The sequence below is a fragment of the Pseudomonas viciae genome, from assembly GCF_004786035.1.
GTDB classification, from domain to species: Bacteria; Pseudomonadota; Gammaproteobacteria; order Pseudomonadales; family Pseudomonadaceae; genus Aquipseudomonas; species Aquipseudomonas viciae.
The window spans coordinates 576,477-593,317 of sequence record NZ_CP035088.1; the positions used below are offsets into that span (position 1 = coordinate 576,477).

Consider the following 16,841-nt stretch of genomic DNA (forward strand, 5'->3'; position numbering starts at 1 on the left):
GCCCTGGCGATGGCGTTCTCTGATAGTTGTGTCTAGACTGGCCGGGTTCTTGTCGGGGTGCCTTGCTATGAGGCTGAGATCGAATAATTTCGGATCCCGTTGAACCTGATCAGGTTAGCGCCTGCGTAGGGAACAAGATTTCTCGTCACCCGGCGAGTCCTCTTGTGCTTCGTCCGGGATGTTGTTCGACCATCGACTTTCGATTTTCGAACATGCTCGAGCAGCAAGCACAGCATCCGCACTGTCGTGCTGGGGTGCGTCCATTCGTTACAGGTTCGCTCCGACAAAAATCCACTGCCTGGATGTGTGTCTGGAGAGCCCGTGATGACGACAAAATCAAAAAACGCGATCAACCTCAGTGATTCGGCCCAGGTCGATGAGCAATCGGTTCAACCCTTTACCCGCTCGCAAAAAATCTATGTCCAGGGCAGCCGCCCGGATATCCGCGTGCCCATGCGCGAAGTCAGCCTCGACGTGACCCCCACCGACTTCGGCGGCGAAATCAACGCGCCGGTGGTGGTATATGACACTTCGGGCCCCTACACCGACCCGAACGTGATCATCGACGTGCGCAAAGGCCTGGCCGACGTGCGCTCTTCGTGGATCGAAGCCCGTGGCGACACCGAGCGCCTGGCCGGCCTGAGTTCCAACTTCGGTCAGGAACGCCTGGCCGACCCAGAGCTGACCAAACTGCGCTTCGCCCACGTGAACAACCCACGTCGCGCCAAGTCGGGCGCCAACGTCAGCCAGATGCACTACGCGCGCAAAGGCATCATCACCGCCGAGATGGAATACGTCGCCATCCGCGAAAACATGAAGCTGGAAGTGGCCCGCGCCGCCGGCCTGCTGGAGCAGCAACACGCCGGCCACAGCTTCGGCGCCAGCGTGCCGAAAGTCATCACCCCGGAATTCGTACGCGACGAAATCGCCCGTGGTCGCGCGATCATCCCGGCCAACATCAACCACACCGAACTGGAACCGATGATCATCGGCCGTAACTTCCTGGTGAAGATCAACGGCAACATCGGCAACAGCGCGCTGGGTTCGTCCATCGAAGAAGAAGTGGCGAAACTGACCTGGGGCATTCGCTGGGGTTCGGACACGGTCATGGATCTGTCCACCGGCAAGCACATCCATGAAACCCGCGAGTGGATCATCCGCAACTCGCCGGTGCCGATCGGCACCGTGCCGATCTACCAGGCCCTGGAAAAAGTCGGTGGCGTGGCCGAAGACCTGACCTGGGAGCTGTTCCGCGACACGTTGATCGAACAGGCCGAGCAGGGCGTCGACTACTTCACCATCCACGCCGGTGTGTTGTTGCGCTACGTACCGATGACCGCCAAGCGCGTCACCGGCATCGTCAGCCGTGGCGGTTCGATCATGGCCAAGTGGTGCCTGGCGCACCACAAAGAGAACTTCCTCTACACCCACTTCGAAGACATCTGCGAAATCATGAAGGCCTACGACGTCAGCTTCTCGCTGGGCGATGGTCTGCGTCCGGGCTCGATTGCCGACGCCAACGACGAAGCGCAGTTCGGTGAGCTGGAAACCTTGGGCGAGCTGACCAAGATCGCCTGGAAGCATGATGTGCAGTGCATGATCGAAGGCCCGGGCCATGTGCCGATGCAGTTGATCAAGGAAAACATGGACAAGCAGCTCGAGTGCTGCGACGAGGCGCCGTTCTACACCCTCGGCCCGCTGACCACCGACATCGCCCCGGGCTACGACCACATCACCTCCGGTATCGGTGCGGCGATGATCGGCTGGTTCGGTTGCGCGATGCTCTGCTACGTGACTCCGAAAGAACACTTGGGGCTGCCGAACAAGGATGACGTGAAGACCGGGATCATCACCTACAAGATCGCCGCTCACGCTGCCGACCTTGCCAAGGGCCACCCGGGCGCGCAGATCCGCGACAACGCCTTGAGCAAGGCGCGTTTCGAGTTCCGCTGGGAAGACCAGTTCAACCTCGGCCTGGATCCGGACACCGCCCGCTCGTACCACGACGAAACCCTGCCGAAGGATTCGGCCAAGGTCGCGCATTTCTGCTCGATGTGCGGGCCGAAGTTCTGCTCGATGAAAATCACCCAGGAAGTGCGCGAGTACGCGGCCAACCAGCGCATTGAAGCGGTGGATGTCGATGTCGCCCAGGGCTTGGCGGAACAGGCTGAGCGGTTCAAGAAGGAAGGTAGTCAGCTTTACAAGAAAGTGTGATGTGAGCCGAAGGCGGCGGTGATCTCACTGCCGCCATCGCGAGCAAGCCCGCTCCCACAGTAGATCGTTGGTGTACGCAGCTGTTGTGTTCACAGCAGGTCCATTGTGGGAGCGGGCTTGCTCGCGAAGGCGATCATCGGAACAACAAGTATCCCTCTGAGATAACAACCCTTGAACATCCAACCCAGCACCTATTCCCCCGACACCGCTGTCCCCCTGGACAAACGCGTCTTCGGCGCCCGCGACCTGTTTTCCCTGTGGTTCTCCCTCGGCATCGGCCTGATGGTCTTGCAGGTCGGCGCCTTGCTGGCGCCGGGCCTGGGCCTGAGTGGTTCGCTGCTGGCGATTTTCCTCGGCACGTTGGTGGGCGTCCTGCTGTTGGCGGCCGTCGGGGTGATCGGCAGCGACACCGGCCTGTCGGCCATGGCCGCCCTCAAGCTCAGCCTCGGCGGCAAGGGCGCGAGCGTGCCGGCGGTATTGAACCTGCTGCAACTGATCGGTTGGGGCTCGTTCGAAATCATCGTCATGCGTGATGCCGCCAGCCTGCTCGGCGCCCGAGCCTTCAGTGAAGGCAGCCTGGGCTCCAACCCGCTGCTGTGGACGCTGTTCTTCGGCGCCTTGGCGACCCTGCTCGCAGTGAGCGGGCCGCTGACGTTCGTGCGCAAGGTCCTGCGTAAGTGGGGCATCTGGCTGTTGCTGGCGGCGTGCATCTGGCTGACCTGGAACCTGTTCGCCAAGGCCGACCTGGCCGCGCTGTGGGACCAGCCGGGGGACGGCTCGATGCCGCTGGCAGTGGGTTTCGATATCGCCATTGCCATGCCGCTGTCCTGGCTGCCGCTGATCGCCGACTATTCACGCTTCGGCAAGCGCGCCAAAAATGTGTTTGGCGGTACTGCGCTGGGCTTCTTTATCGGTAACTTCTGGTTGATGAGCCTGGGCGTTGCCTACACCCTGGCGTTTGCGCCAAGCGGTGAAGTCAACGCGCTGCTGCTGGCCCTGGCTGGCGCCGGCTTGGGAATTCCGCTGCTGCTGATTCTGCTGGACGAGTCGGAAAACGCCTTCGCTGACATTCACTCTGCGGCGGTCTCCAGTGGCCTGTTGTCGGGGCTGAAAGTCGAGCACCTGGCCTTGGCAATTGGCGTCATCTGTACGTTGATCGCCTGCTTCGCGCCGTTGGCGCAATACCAGAACTTCCTGTTGCTGATCGGCTCGGTGTTCGCGCCGCTGTTCGGCGTGGTGCTGGTGGACCACTTCATCCTGCGCAAACGCAGCCGCCAGGTGTTGTCAGCCGCGTTCCGCTGGCCGGCACTGCTGGCCTGGCTGGGTGGGGTGAGCACTTATCATCTGCTGGCCAATTTCTACCCGGACATCGGCGCAACCCTGCCGTCGTTGATCCTGGCAGGGTTGCTGCAACTGTTGCTGGGCCGGGCCTTCAGCTACGGCCGGGAAACAGCTCGGGCCTGAGAATGCCATTGAGGCGCGGGTAAGCGATCTTCAGTTCGATGTGGCCCAGGGCGTACGGCGCGATGGTGCTCACTTCGTACTTGAGGATCACCCCGCCGTAGGTCAGCGCCACGTTCGGGGTTTTCTGGAACGCCCACTGCTTCATGAAGTCAGGTTCCTGATCCAGCTTGGTGCTGATCAGCCAGCTGTTGTGGGCGACCTGGGCGGCTTTCCAGAACGCTTCTTCCTGGCCCGGCAGCAGCATGTCCGACAAGCTCAACACCTTGTGTTGTGGGCGCGAATAGTTGATGAAACCGCGCCCCGGCGTACCGTGGGCGCCGCCGGTGTCCAGGTAGCTGGACAATTCGATGATCACCAAGCCGTCATGCTGCTCACGTACCTTGGCTTGCAAGTAACTGCTGTTACGCGGGGCGGCGCTGCGCAGAAACTGCTCGCGGTAGGCGGCCAGCGTCGGTGCCACCGGGGCACCCGGGGTGGAGCGGGTCAGCTCCAGCAGGCGTTTTTCAACAATGCCGTCCAGGCTCGGTTCGGCGGGGAAGCGCAGGGTGTCAATGTTCACCAATGGGCAGTCGGCGCTGGCGCAGCCGGGCTGCAGTTGCTCCGAGGCGTCGCGGGTGGTTTCCAGCGGCGCGCGGTAGTTGGGTTGGAAAAGGCTTTGGCAAGCGCCCAGGGTCAGGGCAATGGCGGCCACGGAGGCAGTTTTGAAAAGCGACATGGGCGTCCTTCATGAAACAGGGAAAGGCAAAAAGTTACCCGCTTCGACTGTCAGCAGGGCAATCAGTTCGCCACTAAGCTCATTAGAGTTCTTTACACCTTCTGCCGTCTATCCCGATGAGTGGAAAGGGGCTGCATCAAAGGGTACGGGCGCGTTAGGATGGCGCGAAGCCGAGGTTGGAACCTCGTATTGATCTACTGCACACGAGGATTGTCATGACCGACTTCACCAACGCCACGCCGAACACCGTGGACATCGTCAAGCGCGAGAGCTGCTTCCAGGGGTTCTACAAACTCGACCGCCTCGTCCTGCGCCACGAATTATTTGCCGGTGGCATGAGCCGTGAGATCAGTCGTGAACTGTTCGTACGTCATGACGCGGTGTGCGTGCTGCCCTACGACCCGCAGCGTGATGAGGTGGTGTTGATCGAGCAGTTTCGCGTGGGCGCCATAGGCAAGACGACCAACCCTTGGCTGGTGGAATTGGTGGCCGGCCTGATCGACAAGGACGAGCAACCGGAAGAAGTTGCTCATCGCGAAGCGCAGGAGGAAGCTGGGCTTGTCTTCGCCGCGCTCTGGCCGATGACCAAGTATTTTCCATCGCCGGGCGGCAGTGATGAATTCGTCCATTTGTACCTGGGGCGTTGCGACAGCACGGGGGCGGGCGGGCTGCATGGCCTGGCGGAAGAAGCCGAGGATATCCGCGTCAAGGTCTGGTCCTTCGAGGATGCCCTGCAAGCTGTGCGCGACGGACAAATCTGCAATGCACCGAGCATCATCGCCCTGCAATGGCTGGCCTTGAACCGCGAGGAAGTGAGGGGGCTATGGTCCTGAACAAGCTGCGCGATCGCTATCGCGTCGATCTGGTGGGGTTGCAGGCGGCCTGTGAGGCCAACTACGCCCGCCTGATGCGCTTGTTGCCGGACATGCGCAACGATCCGGCGCCACGGCGCATCGCGGTGACCCACGGTGACCAGATGCTTGGCGTGCTGGCCCTCGAGGTGCTGCAAACCTGCCCATACACCACCACCTTGCAAGTGCGCCAGGAACACAGCCTGCCCTGGCTGCCGGTGCCGCAACTGGAGGTCCAGGTCTATCACGATGCGCGCATGGCCGAAGTCGTGAGCGCCGAACATGCACGACGCTTTCGCGGCATCTATCCTTATCCCAATGCGTCAATGCACCAGCCGGACGAAAAGGCCCAGTTGAATCTGTTTTTGGGTGAATGGCTGAGTCATTGCCTGGCGTTGGGTCACGAGTTCGAAGTCGTTCGGTAGTTGTCTTTCAAATACTGGACACTGGTTGTGAACCGGTTCCGGTTCGCGGGTTTCCCCTTTCGATCTTCCCCAGCATAATTGCGGCTTCATCCAATGGCGCGAGTGCGCCTGGGAGAGAGCGATTTGCCGAGCGTATCCACTTTGACCACCGCCGATGCGGCGTTGCTGGTCCAACTGTCCGACAGTCATCTGTTCGCCGAGGCCGACGCTTCGTTGTTGGGTATGAACACCCGTGACAGCCTGGGGGCGGTCATTGACCTGGTGCTCAAGCAGCAACCCAACATCGACTTGATGCTTGCCACTGGGGATTTGTCCCAGGACGGGACGCTGGAATCCTATGAAGCGTTTCGGCAGTTGAGTGGGCGAATCGATGCTCCGGCGCGCTGGATTCCGGGTAACCATGACGAGCCGCAGGTGATGCTCAAGGCTGCGGTCAAGAGTACGTTGCTCGATCCGGTGGTGGACATTGGCAATTGGCGGGTGACGATGCTCGACTCCGCCGTGCCCGGATCGGTGCCGGGTTTTTTGGCCGAGGAGCAGTTGATTCTGTTGGCCAATGCCTTGAGTGAGGCGCCGCAGCGGCATCATTTGGTGTGCCTGCATCATCATCCTGTTTCGATTGGGTGTGCGTGGATGGAGCCGATTGGGTTGCGTAATCCTGAGGCACTGTTTGCGGTGTTGGATCGGTTTCCTCAGGTGCGTGCTGTGCTGTGGGGGCATGTGCATCAGGAGGTTGATCGGGTGCGGGAGGGGGTTCGTTTGTTGGCTTCGCCTTCGACCTGTATTCAGTTTGAGCCTGGGAGTGAGGATTTTGCGGTGGGCTCGCAGGCGCCGGGGTATCGGTGGTTGCGGCTTTGGCCGGATGGGCGGTTGGAGACGGGGGTTGAGCGGGTGGTTGGGTTTGCGTTTACCCCGGACTATGAGTCCAACGGTTACTGAGGACGAGGCGGCCTTACAGCCGGCCTGCTTCTCCCGGTTGTATTGCGATCAAACTGTGGGAGCGAGCTTGCTCGCGATGGCGGCTTGACTGAGTACATATCCATTTCTGCGGTAACGGCCGCTTATGGTTCCGCCCTTACGGCCATCCCTTTCAAGGTCTTTTCGTTTTGGCGGCCTTGATTACCCGGTCCGTTGAAACATGTGCATGCACCGCAGTGCCTTGCACCCATGTTTTGGGTTTAGGCACCTTGGGGCCCCGGGGATTTTTCGCAACTTGTTTTGGTTGGATGTTTCTGGCCAGTTCCAACAAGCGCTGGGCCAGTTTTTCCAGAGGTATGACGGGAAAACATTCCGAGGGCAGCGCAATTTGCAGGCCTTCATAACCACTCCGGACCTGAACCGCCAAGTGATAGGTTGAGGCTTCCCAGCCGGCAGGCTGGGAAGCCTGATGAGCTTGCTCGACGCTTCGTTTGAGTACGGCCAGGACGTTGTAGGCCAACACCGCAGTAGTGAACCCGAGCAATGCAGCCTTTGGGCTACCAAGGGTTTCGATTTCACTTTCCAGGATTGTTTCCAGTCGCTGGAACATGCCTTCAATGCTCCAGCGGCGGCGATAGAGTTCCGCGATCTGCTGCGCGCTGACGCTTTCAGGCAGGTTGCTCCAGAACATCAAGCTGCTGTCACCCGAGTCTGTTGGCGAATGAAGCGTCAGTTCGACACGCCGACACTGATAACCGCCTCTGACCTGAATGATCTGCTCACGCACAGTGCCCGCGCCCACAGGCACGGGTTCTTGCCAATGACCCTCTTGAATCAAGCGCGGATGCTTGGCTTGTTGACGAATGACAAAGGAGGTTTTGACCTGTTCGCAAGCCTCCATGACCGGGAGCGTGCAATAGAGTCGATCAGCCAGCCACACCTGGCCCGGCTCGGCATCGGCCAAGAGAGGCAGCACACAAACACGCTCGCTTGCGTAGGCATCTTCACATGCCTGCAGGTCGATGACTTGATCCAGGTCGGGGTCGTAGACAACCACCGAAAACCCGGGCCGAGCGGCGCCGCGCTCGTGGCGTAAAGCCCCCAGTCGTTTCTCAGTGGATGCCAAGTGATTACCGTCCACCACCCGAACCTGCCAACCCGGCAACATCGTCGTGCAACCCAACTCCTTGATGGTTGGAGCCAGGCGCTGCGCACAGCCCGTGACCAGGGCGCGCAACAAAGCTGGCTCGGTACGACTGATCTTGTCGTAGAGGGCCGCCAGGCTGACAGGAAGATCTTCCAGTTGCCGCGCCGCGGCGTGCAGGGATGGCTTCAAACCCAATGAAACAAGGGACATCAGCTTGATGATGGTCGAGAACAGTAGCTCACGAGAATACTGCCGTTGCCGATGTTCTTCGAAGACCTGATCGACCCACTCAGGGGCAATAGCGTGCTCCAGCGCCAATTTGGCCATAACGCTGGCAGGTGCTTTTTTCTCGAAACGCGCTAGAACATCGGCCCACATCGTTCTGGTATCCCTGATAGAAACTTCAGGGGATTTTACCTAAGACCTTGAAAGGGGTGGCCCTTACGGCGGGTCACTTTCGAAAAGCGCGAAAGTAACCAAAGCGCTCCTGCCCCACCACTCGGTGCCTCGCCTAGGCTCGGCATGCCCTCACTCCGGCATTGTTCCGTGGGCCCGCCGCGAAGGGCCATCCATGGCCCAGCGCGGCTATCCCGGCATCCATGCCGGGATGCCTACTCCACAATGCCTGCGTTCGGCCATCGTGGTTAACGGGGCGCTGAGATCAACGTCCACCCCACCACGAGGCGGCCTGACAGCCGACCAGGGTTTGTGGGAATGGTCGGACACCCCTCCGGGCTGCATTAGATTTTTCCGACGAGCTCTGGCGGTTGCCGGGTGGGAAGGGCTGTCGCTAACCTTTTTCCGTCGCTGAAAACTCAGCGGCCGGGTCTGGAAACCCGAAAGTAGGGGGCGTTATTTCAATCCTAATGGAGCGCTCAACATGTCTGAAAGTAACTCTGGGCCAACAAAAAAAGATTCCATTTCTCCCGAAGCCAGCCAGATTCCCCCAATGCTTGATGAAGCCGCCAAGCGTGCCATCGACCATTATCTCGACCCCAAGCCCCAACCCAAGAAGAAACAACCCTCAAGCCAATTGTTCTCCGTCGCGGAGAGCGCAGACACCGAAACCCTCCTAGCCAACCTCAGCGAAACCCTGGCCTCCGCCAACGCTATGCTCGGCGACCTGACCTTCGACCTGGAAGGCTTGCGTCGGCATTTCGCCCTGGGAGTCCAGCAGATGATCGAGCTCAGTGAGTTGTTGGCGAATCGGGCGTTGGATATCGTCGATCCGCGCTAACGGCGAGCGGGAGCATTATGGTGAGAGCACTTATCTCCGGCTGTACTTCAATCCAACTGTGGGGGCTTGCTCGCGAAGACAGCGCAAGCTGGTCCACCGCCATCGCGAGCAAGCCCGCTCCCACAGGATAAACGCGATCCCAATAAAATCAGGTCGGCTTTAAGGCCGCCTCGCGGTGGACGTTGATCTCGGCGCCCCGTTAACCACGCTGGCCGAACGCAGGTATTGCGTAGTGGGCATCCCGGCATGGATGCCGGGATAGCCGCGCTGGGCCATGGATGGCCCTTCGCGGCGGGCCCACGGAGCAATGCCGGAGTGAGGGCATGCCGAGCCTAAGCGAGGCACCGAGTGGTGGGGCAGAAGCGCTTTGGTTACTTTCGCGCTTTTCGAAAGTGACCCGCCGTAAGGGCGGAACCATAAGTAGCCGTTACCGCAGAAATGGATATGTACTCAATCAACAAAATCCCGGTCGGCTATAAGGCCGCCTCGCGAGCAAGCTTTGCTCCCACAGGCACCGTGATCAGCTGATTATCGGCGACAACAAGACGGTCAAATCCCCCAAACCCCCACAAACTCCCTGTAAACTCCGGCCTTTGCCCAACACCCAGGGAGTCGGCAATGTCGGGTTCTATCCTTTATATCCATGGCTTCAACAGCGCCCCTGCATCGACCAAAGCCTGCCAGTTGACCGAGGTGATGGCACGCCTGGGCCTGAGCGACCAATTGCAGGTACCCGCCTTGCACCACCACCCCCGCGAGGCCATCGGTCAGCTGGAGCAGGCGATTGCACAACTGGGGCGGCCGCTGCTGGTCGGCAGCTCGCTCGGCGGCTACTATGCGACTCACTTGGCCGAGCGCCACGGCCTCAAGGCCTTGCTAGTCAACCCTGCCGTCAGCCCCCATCGGATGTTTGACGGTTACCTGGGCACGCAGAAGAATTTGTATACCGACGAAACCTGGGAGTTGACCCACGACCACGTCACGGCCCTGGCCGAACTGGAAGTGCCGGCGCCCCGGGATCCGCAGCGGTTTCAGGTATGGTTGCAAACCGGTGACGAAACGCTGGATTATCGCCACGCCCAGCAGTATTACCGCGCCTGTGCCTTGCGTATCCAGGCCGGCGGCGACCACAGTTTTCAAGGGTTTGCCCAGCAGTTGCCGGCGCTGTTGAGTTTTGCCGGCATTGGCGCCGATTTGTACCAGGCGATCGACTTCACGTCGCTGTGAGCCCATCGCCCCTTTTTCATTGAACACTGACGACGAGACCCCATGGCCACTCCCAGCGCTAGCTCTTATAACGCAGACGCCATCGAAGTCCTCTCGGGCCTCGACCCGGTGCGCAAGCGTCCCGGCATGTACACCGACACCAGTCGGCCGAACCACCTCGCCCAGGAAGTTATCGACAACAGCGTCGACGAAGCCTTGGCCGGGCATGCGAAGTCGGTGCAGGTCATCCTGCACGCCGACCATTCGCTGGAAGTCAGCGACGACGGTCGCGGCATGCCGGTGGACATTCACCCTGAAGAGGGCGTGTCCGGTGTCGAGCTGATCCTCACCAAGCTCCACGCGGGCGGCAAGTTTTCCAACAAGAACTACCAGTTCTCCGGCGGTTTGCACGGGGTGGGTATTTCCGTGGTCAACGCCTTGTCGACTCAGGTCCGAGTACGGGTCAAGCGTGACGGCAACGAATACCAGATGACGTTCGCCGATGGCTACAAGGCCACTGAGCTGGAAGTGATCGGCACCGTCGGCAAGCGCAACACCGGGACCAGCGTGTATTTCGCCCCGGACCCGAAATATTTCGATTCGCCGAAGTTTTCCGTCAGCCGCCTCAAGCATGTGCTCAAGGCCAAGGCCGTGCTGTGCCCGGGGCTGCTGGTCAGTTTCGAGGACAAGGCCACCGGCGAGAAAGTCGAGTGGCATTACGAAGATGGCCTGCGTTCGTATCTGGTGGACGCGGTCAACGGTTTCGAACGTCTGCCCGACGAGCCGTTCTGCGGCAGCCTGGCCGGTAATAAAGAAGCGGTGGACTGGGCGCTGTTGTGGCTGCCCGAAGGCGGCGAAAGCGTCCAGGAAAGCTACGTCAACTTGATCCCTACGGCCCAGGGCGGCACTCACGTCAACGGGTTGCGCCAGGGTTTGCTCGATGCCATGCGCGAGTTCTGCGAGTTCCGCAACCTGCTGCCCCGTGGCGTGAAGCTGGCGCCGGAAGACGTCTGGGAACGCATCGCCTTTGTCCTGTCGATGAAGATGCAGGAACCGCAGTTCTCCGGCCAGACCAAGGAGCGCCTGTCGTCCCGTGAAGCGGCGGCGTTTGTTTCCGGTGTGGTCAAGGATGCGTTCAGCCTGTGGCTCAATGCCAACCCGGAAACCGGTTTGGCCCTGGCGGAGCTGGCGATCAATAACGCCGGGCGCCGCCTTAAGGCCAGTAAAAAGGTCGAGCGCAAGCGCATCACCCAAGGGCCGGCATTGCCGGGCAAGCTCGCCGATTGCGCCGGGCAGGACCCGATGCGTTCCGAGCTGTTTTTGGTGGAAGGTGACTCCGCCGGTGGTTCGGCCAAGCAGGCGCGGGATAAAGAGTTCCAGGCGATCCTGCCGCTGCGGGGCAAGATCCTCAACACCTGGGAAGTGGACGGCAGCGAAGTGCTGGCCAGCCAGGAAGTGCACAACATTGCGGTGGCCATCGGCGTCGATCCGGGCGCCGAGGACATGAGCCAGTTGCGCTACGGCAAGATCTGCATCCTCGCCGACGCCGACTCCGACGGCCTGCACATCGCCACGTTGCTCTGCGCGTTGTTCGTCCAGCATTTCCGCCCGTTGGTGGACGCCGGTCACGTCTACGTCGCGATGCCGCCGCTGTACCGTATCGACTTGGGCAAGGAGATTTACTATGCCTTGGACGAGGCCGAGCGTGACGGCATTCTCGACCGCCTGGTGGCCGAGAAGAAACGCGGCAAGCCCCAGGTCACCCGATTCAAGGGTCTGGGCGAGATGAACCCGCCGCAACTGCGCGAAACCACCATGGATCCGAACACCCGCCGCCTGGTGCAGTTGACCCTGGATGATTTCGAAGCCACGTCGGAAATGATGGACATGCTGCTGGCGAAAAAACGCGCCGGCGATCGTAAGACCTGGCTGGAATCCAAAGGCGACCTGGCTGAGGTGCTGGCCTGATGCGCAACGGTTTCGCCCTGGCGTTACTGTTGTGGGTAGGGGGTGTGGCAGCAGGTCCTGCACCGGAGCTGAAGTTGCTGTCCGAGCATGCCGTCGATGGCCTGCGTGGCGGCAACCTGTCCGGGCTGGCTCTGTGTGGCGGCGAAATGTGGACGGTGTCTGATCGCGACGATGATCGGATCTACCGTCTCGCGCCGTCCGAGGCTCCGGTCTGGCAGGCTGAGGTGGTGGATATCGAGGTGCCTGCGGTGCCGGACAGTGGTTTCCCCTGGGGCTTGAAGTCTCGAACCTGGGCGGCGTCGTTCTTGCGCGGTGGTGAGCTGGATTTCGAAGGCATCAGCTGTGACAGTGCCGGCAACCGCTATGTGGTCAGCGAGTCCCATGCCGCGGTGTTGCAGGTACCGCCGTCGGGGCCTGCGTCCTGGTTGAAAATCGCCCCAACATTGATCCGTCAGGCCCGGGGCAGCGGCATGTTGCTGCATTTCAATGCCTTGTTCGAAGGCCTGGCGGTCAACCCGGCTGGTGATCAGTTGTGGCTGGCGGCGGAGCGCGAACGCCGTGGCCTGTTGCTGATCAAGCGTCAGCAAACGGTGTGGGACTGCGATGGCAATTGCGTGCTGCTCAGTGAAGCGGGGAAGGAAATGCAGCCGGTGCAGTTCCCTGATCCCAAGGCGGTTTCACGGGATTTCGCCGATCTGTCATTGTTCAACGGCAAGCTGTTTACCCTGGAGCGCAACGCCTTTCAGGTCTGTCGCCGTGACCCGCAGACCGCCAAGGTGGAGCGCTGCTGGTCGTTCGCCGCCGAAGCGTTGCAGGACAACCGTCGTTATCCCCAGGCCTACGGGCTGGCCGAAGCGCTGGTGGTGGACGCCGAGGGTGCCTGGATCGGCCTGGACAACAACGATGGCGCCCGCGCCGACGGCGAAACGCGGCCGATCATCTGGCGCTTCGCCGCGCCGGACGATGGCTGGAGCGCCTCGCCATGAGCCAGCAACCGCCGGGCAAGCGCGCCGGCCGGGTGTTGATGATATTGGCCTGGTGCGCGGCGCTGTTTCTGGCGACGCGGTTTTTTGCCCAGTGGGAGCAGCGCCAGCAAAACCCCAATACCCAGGTGTATTCGCAACGGGGCGAAGGGTTTATCGAGGTGAAGTTGGTCGGCAATGTGCAGGGGCATTTCGTCGCCAGCGGCCAGATCAACGGCCAGCCGGTGGATTTCATGCTCGACACGGGCGCCACCGACGTGGCGATTCCGGTGGAGCTGGCCGAGCGCCTCAAGTTGGAAAAAGGTTTCGGCGTGACGTTGAGTACCGCCAACGGTTTGAGCGAGGGCTATCGCACCCGCATCGACCGGCTGCAATTGGGTGACATCGTCTTGCGCGATGTCCGTGCCCTGGTGGCGCCAGGCCTGGGTGGCACGCAAGTGCTGCTGGGCATGAGCGCCCTGAACAAACTTGAATTCACCCAGCGCGACGGCACCATGCTGCTGCGCCAGACAACGAACTGATGAGGCCCGCATGAGCGACATTCTTGCAGACAGCTTAGACGGCGTAGAGCGCCGATCGCTGGCTGACTTCACCGAAAGTGCCTACCTCAATTACTCCATGTACGTGATCATGGACCGCGCCCTGCCGCACATCGGCGACGGATTGAAGCCGGTCCAGCGGCGGATCATCTATGCCATGAGTGAGTTGGGGCTGGACGCCGACTCCAAGCACAAGAAGTCGGCACGGACCGTCGGTGATGTGCTCGGTAAGTTCCATCCCCATGGCGACTCGGCCTGCTATGAAGCCATGGTGCTGATGGCCCAGCCGTTCAGCTATCGCTACACCCTGGTGGACGGGCAGGGCAACTGGGGTGCGCCGGACGATCCCAAGTCGTTCGCGGCCATGCGTTACACCGAGGCGCGGCTGTCGCGTTATTCCGAAGTGCTGCTCAGCGAATTGGGCCAAGGCACGGCGGACTGGGGGCCGAACTTTGACGGCACCCTCGATGAACCCCTGGTGTTGCCGGCACGTTTGCCGAATATCCTGCTCAATGGTACCACCGGCATCGCCGTGGGCATGGCCACTGACGTACCGCCCCACAACCTGCGGGAAGTGGCCGCGGCGTGCGTGCGGCTGCTGGACGAGCCGAAAGCCACGGTCGAGCAACTCTGCGAGCATATCCAGGGACCGGACTACCCGACCGAAGCGGAAATCATCACGCCGCGCGCCGATCTGCTGAAAATCTACGAGACCGGCCGCGGTTCGGTGCGCATGCGCGCCGTGTACCACATCGAAGACGGCGACATCATCGTCACATCGTTGCCGCATCAAGTCTCCGGGGCCAAGGTGCTGGAACAAATTGCCGCGATGATGCAGGCAAAACCGTCGAAAGCGCCGCAAGTGGCCGATCTTCGTGACGAATCCGACCACGAAAACCCGTGCCGCATCGTGATCATCCCAGTCAACAGCCGGGTCGATCACGACGCGCTGATGCAACACCTCTTCGCCAGTACCGACCTGGAGTCCAGCTATCGGGTCAACATCAACATCATTGGCCTGGACGGCAAGCCGCAGTTGAAAAACCTGCGGGCGTTGCTGGTGGAGTGGCTGGAGTTCCGGGTGAAGACCGTGCGCCGGCGCCTGCAATTCCGTCTGGACAAGGTCGAGCGCCGCTTGCACCTGTTGGACGGTTTGCTGATTGCCTACCTCAACCTCGATGAAGTGATCCACATCATCCGCACCGAGGAGCACCCCAAGACCAGCCTGATCGCGCGCTTTGCCCTGAGCGAAATCCAGGCCGACTACATCCTCGACACTCGCCTGCGGCAATTGGCGCGGTTGGAAGAGATGAAGTTGCGCGCCGAACAGGATGAACTGCTCAAGGAGCAAGCCAAGCTGCAAGCCTTGCTGGGCAGTGAAGCCAAGCTCAAGAAGCTGGTACGCACCGAGCTGATCAAGGACGCCGAAACCTATGGCGATGACCGTCGCTCGCCCATCGTCGAGCGTGCCGAAGCCAAGGCGCTGACCGAGCACGATCTGCTGCCGAACGAGAAAGTCACCGTCGTGCTGTCGGAAAAAGGCTGGGTGCGTTCCGCCAAGGGCCACGACATCGACGCTACGGGGCTTTCCTACAAGGCCGGGGACGGTTTCAAGGCCTTGGCGGCCGGGCGTTCCAACCAGTTTGCGGTGTTTGTCGACTCCACCGGCCGCAGTTATTCGGTGCCGGCGCACACCCTGCCATCGGCTCGCGGTCAGGGCGAACCATTGACGGGTCGATTAACTCCGCCACCGGGTGCAACTTTTGAATGCGTGCTGATGCCTGATGATGATGGGCTGTACGTTATTGCATCGGACGCGGGTTACGGCTTCGTGGTCAAGGGCGAGGATCTGCAAGCCAAGAACAAGGCGGGCAAGGCGTTGTTGAGCCTGCCGAACAACGCCAAGGTGATTGCGCCGCGGCCTGTTGCGGATCGGGAAAGCAACTGGCTGGCTTCGGTGACGACGGAGGGCAGGCTGCTGGTCTTCAAAATCAGCGACTTGCCACAGTTGGGTAAAGGCAAAGGCAACAAGATTATCGGGATTTCCGGCGAACGGGTGGCAAGCCGCGAGGAATATGTCACGGATATTGCAGTGTTACCGGAAGGTGCCACGCTTGTGCTACAGGCTGGCAAGCGTACGCTTTCATTGAAGGCAGACGATCTTGAACATTACAAAGGTGAACGCGGTCGGCGGGGCAACAAGCTTCCAAGAGGGTTTCAGCGGGTCGATGCACTGCTCGTCGAAAACCTGAATTAAGCGTCCTAGAGCGCTCGGTCTGCGATTAAAAGCCGCAGGCCGATGCTTTCGCGCTGGAGTCGGGAAGCATATTCACGGATGATAGGCCCTTTCAAGCGCCGGCGTGGCCGAGCGTTCTTCATAATGACCGAGTATTTTTCACTGTGGTAAGCCTTGTGGCCGCCACCTGGACGGGACGATGACTGCTCTGCGCCTTCCTATTTTGTGGCTCGCTGGCCTGCTTGGCCTGGCGGGTTGCAGCGTTAATCAACCGGTGTCGCTGTATCAACTCGACAGCGGAACTCCGGCCCAGCCTGCGCAAAGTGCAGGCATGGCGGTATTGCTGGGGCCGGTGCTGATCGCCGACTACCTGCAACGCGAAACCTTATTGCAGCGTCAATCGGATGGCAGCCTGCAGGCCGCCACTGATGGCCGCTGGGCCGGTAGTCTGTCCTCGGACATCGACCAGTTGCTGTTGCGTCAGGTCGCCGGGCATCTGGACAGCCAGCGCGTCGTATTGGCGCCGGCCACCCAAGGCTTCACACCGGATGTCCAGGTGTTGCTGTCGATTACCCGTCTGGACTCGGGCAAATCGCAACCGGCGGTGCTCGATGCGCAATGGCGGTTGATCGACCGTCGCGGCAAGGTTCGCGAGAACCGCATCATTCATCTGCAAGAGCAACATGCTGGCACGACCGCGGCGCAGGTCCAGGCTCAAGGTGTGCTTCTGCAGCGCCTGGCTGAGCAGTTGTCCGTATCGCTCAAGCCGTTGGCCAACCAGCCTCCTATCGCAGAAGTTCCACGCAAGCCCGCTCCTGCCCCGGCCAAGCCGGTAGAAAAGGAAAAGGATAAGATTCCCATGGCCTTGCCTATTCGCACGGACATGGAAGTGTTCAGGTTCTGACGCCAGGACTGGATGCAAAACAAAGCCCGCGTTG

Annotated in this window: 14 protein-coding genes and 1 riboswitch; of the genes, 12 read left to right on the forward strand and 2 right to left on the reverse strand. The window is 60.8% G+C overall.

The genetic code is table 11. The features are described 5' to 3' along the window. The first annotated feature begins 43 nt into the window (after positions 1 to 43). Positions 44 to 149, forward strand: a riboswitch (TPP riboswitch). A gap of 175 nt (positions 150 to 324) precedes the next feature. Then, positions 325 to 2,214 carry a phosphomethylpyrimidine synthase ThiC gene (gene thiC / locus EPZ47_RS02535; RefSeq protein ID WP_135843396.1) on the forward strand — a complete coding sequence of 630 codons (1,890 nt, stop codon included), beginning with the start codon at positions 325 to 327 and terminating at the stop codon, positions 2,212 to 2,214. A 171-nt stretch (positions 2,215 to 2,385) separates the two neighbouring features. Further along, a complete protein-coding gene (gene cytX / locus EPZ47_RS02540; RefSeq protein WP_135843397.1) occupies positions 2,386 to 3,678 on the forward strand; it encodes a putative hydroxymethylpyrimidine transporter CytX in 1,293 nt (430 codons plus the stop codon). Here the strand turns inward: cytX and EPZ47_RS02545 are convergent. Beyond that, the gene (locus EPZ47_RS02545; RefSeq protein ID WP_135843398.1) at positions 3,647 to 4,393 is read right to left on the reverse strand and encodes a DUF3298 domain-containing protein; all 747 of its coding nucleotides are present in this window, start codon (positions 4,391 to 4,393) and stop codon (positions 3,647 to 3,649) included. The genes cytX and EPZ47_RS02545 overlap by 32 nt on opposite strands. 215 nt (positions 4,394 to 4,608) lie before the next feature. Here EPZ47_RS02545 and EPZ47_RS02550 point away from each other — a divergent pair, with 215 nt between their 5' ends. From EPZ47_RS02550 to cpdA, 3 genes are all read left to right on the forward strand, one after another. Continuing rightward, positions 4,609 to 5,226, forward strand: coding sequence for an NUDIX domain-containing protein (locus tag EPZ47_RS02550; RefSeq protein WP_134922612.1), 618 nt, complete (start codon positions 4,609 to 4,611; stop codon positions 5,224 to 5,226). Continuing rightward, positions 5,217 to 5,669: a DUF1249 domain-containing protein gene (locus EPZ47_RS02555; RefSeq protein WP_003186471.1), complete on the forward strand. Its 453-nt coding sequence runs from the start codon at positions 5,217 to 5,219 to the stop codon at positions 5,667 to 5,669. The genes EPZ47_RS02550 and EPZ47_RS02555 overlap by 10 nt, the downstream gene beginning before the upstream one ends. Positions 5,670 to 5,792: 123 nt before the next feature. Further along, entirely contained in the window at positions 5,793 to 6,608 is an 816-nt protein-coding gene (cpdA, locus tag EPZ47_RS02560) for a 3',5'-cyclic-AMP phosphodiesterase (protein ID WP_135843399.1), read from the forward strand. A 151-nt stretch (positions 6,609 to 6,759) separates the two neighbouring features. Here cpdA and EPZ47_RS02570 read toward each other — a convergent pair whose 3' ends face one another. Beyond that, the gene (locus EPZ47_RS02570) at positions 6,760 to 8,061 is read right to left on the reverse strand and encodes an IS4 family transposase (protein ID WP_135847938.1); all 1,302 of its coding nucleotides are present in this window, start codon (positions 8,059 to 8,061) and stop codon (positions 6,760 to 6,762) included. A gap of 553 nt (positions 8,062 to 8,614) precedes the next feature. Here EPZ47_RS02570 and EPZ47_RS02580 point away from each other — a divergent pair. The 7 genes from EPZ47_RS02580 (at position 8,615) to EPZ47_RS02610 (ending at position 16,807) form a co-directional block, all read left to right on the forward strand. Beyond that, on the forward strand, positions 8,615 to 8,971 hold the full coding sequence (locus EPZ47_RS02580) for a DUF6124 family protein (protein ID WP_135843401.1): 357 nt from the start codon (positions 8,615 to 8,617) through the stop codon (positions 8,969 to 8,971). 618 nt (positions 8,972 to 9,589) lie between these two features. After that, positions 9,590 to 10,198 (forward strand): YqiA/YcfP family alpha/beta fold hydrolase, encoded by a 609-nt coding sequence (locus EPZ47_RS02585; protein WP_135843402.1) that lies wholly within the window; start codon positions 9,590 to 9,592, stop codon positions 10,196 to 10,198. A 42-nt stretch (positions 10,199 to 10,240) separates the two neighbouring features. Further along, positions 10,241 to 12,145, forward strand: a complete 1,905-nt coding sequence (gene parE, locus EPZ47_RS02590; protein WP_135843403.1) for a DNA topoisomerase IV subunit B — start codon at positions 10,241 to 10,243, stop codon at positions 12,143 to 12,145. Continuing rightward, a complete protein-coding gene (locus EPZ47_RS02595; RefSeq protein ID WP_135843404.1) occupies positions 12,145 to 13,131 on the forward strand; it encodes an esterase-like activity of phytase family protein in 987 nt (328 codons plus the stop codon). The genes parE and EPZ47_RS02595 overlap by 1 nt, the downstream gene beginning before the upstream one ends. Beyond that, complete coding sequence (locus EPZ47_RS02600; RefSeq protein ID WP_135843405.1) at positions 13,128 to 13,649, forward strand: retropepsin-like aspartic protease family protein; 522 nt, start codon at positions 13,128 to 13,130, stop codon at positions 13,647 to 13,649. Before EPZ47_RS02595 ends, EPZ47_RS02600 begins: the two co-directional genes overlap by 4 nt. 10 nt (positions 13,650 to 13,659) lie before the next feature. Then, on the forward strand, positions 13,660 to 15,924 hold the full coding sequence (gene parC / locus EPZ47_RS02605; RefSeq protein ID WP_135843406.1) for a DNA topoisomerase IV subunit A: 2,265 nt from the start codon (positions 13,660 to 13,662) through the stop codon (positions 15,922 to 15,924). A 178-nt stretch (positions 15,925 to 16,102) separates the two neighbouring features. Then, the gene (locus EPZ47_RS02610; RefSeq protein ID WP_135843407.1) at positions 16,103 to 16,807 is read left to right on the forward strand and encodes a PqiC family protein; all 705 of its coding nucleotides are present in this window, start codon (positions 16,103 to 16,105) and stop codon (positions 16,805 to 16,807) included. The last annotated feature ends 34 nt before the right edge of the window (positions 16,808 to 16,841 follow it).

Coding starts and splice junctions, on each gene's coding strand:
- thiC (WP_135843396.1), top strand. CDS start 325: ATGACGACAAAATCAAAAAACGCGATCAACCTCAGTGATTCGGCCCAG.
- EPZ47_RS02545 (WP_135843398.1), bottom strand. CDS start 4,393: ATGTCGCTTTTCAAAACTGCCTCCGTGGCCGCCATTGCCCTGACCCTG.
- EPZ47_RS02550 (WP_134922612.1), top strand. CDS start 4,609: ATGACCGACTTCACCAACGCCACGCCGAACACCGTGGACATCGTCAAG.
- EPZ47_RS02555 (WP_003186471.1), top strand. CDS start 5,217: ATGGTCCTGAACAAGCTGCGCGATCGCTATCGCGTCGATCTGGTGGGG.
- EPZ47_RS02570 (WP_135847938.1), bottom strand. CDS start 8,061: ATGGCCAAATTGGCGCTGGAGCACGCTATTGCCCCTGAGTGGGTCGAT.
- EPZ47_RS02580 (WP_135843401.1), top strand. CDS start 8,615: ATGTCTGAAAGTAACTCTGGGCCAACAAAAAAAGATTCCATTTCTCCC.
- EPZ47_RS02585 (WP_135843402.1), top strand. CDS start 9,590: ATGTCGGGTTCTATCCTTTATATCCATGGCTTCAACAGCGCCCCTGCA.
- parE (WP_135843403.1), top strand. CDS start 10,241: ATGGCCACTCCCAGCGCTAGCTCTTATAACGCAGACGCCATCGAAGTC.
- EPZ47_RS02595 (WP_135843404.1), top strand. CDS start 12,145: ATGCGCAACGGTTTCGCCCTGGCGTTACTGTTGTGGGTAGGGGGTGTG.
- EPZ47_RS02600 (WP_135843405.1), top strand. CDS start 13,128: ATGAGCCAGCAACCGCCGGGCAAGCGCGCCGGCCGGGTGTTGATGATA.
- parC (WP_135843406.1), top strand. CDS start 13,660: ATGAGCGACATTCTTGCAGACAGCTTAGACGGCGTAGAGCGCCGATCG.
- EPZ47_RS02610 (WP_135843407.1), top strand. CDS start 16,103: ATGACTGCTCTGCGCCTTCCTATTTTGTGGCTCGCTGGCCTGCTTGGC.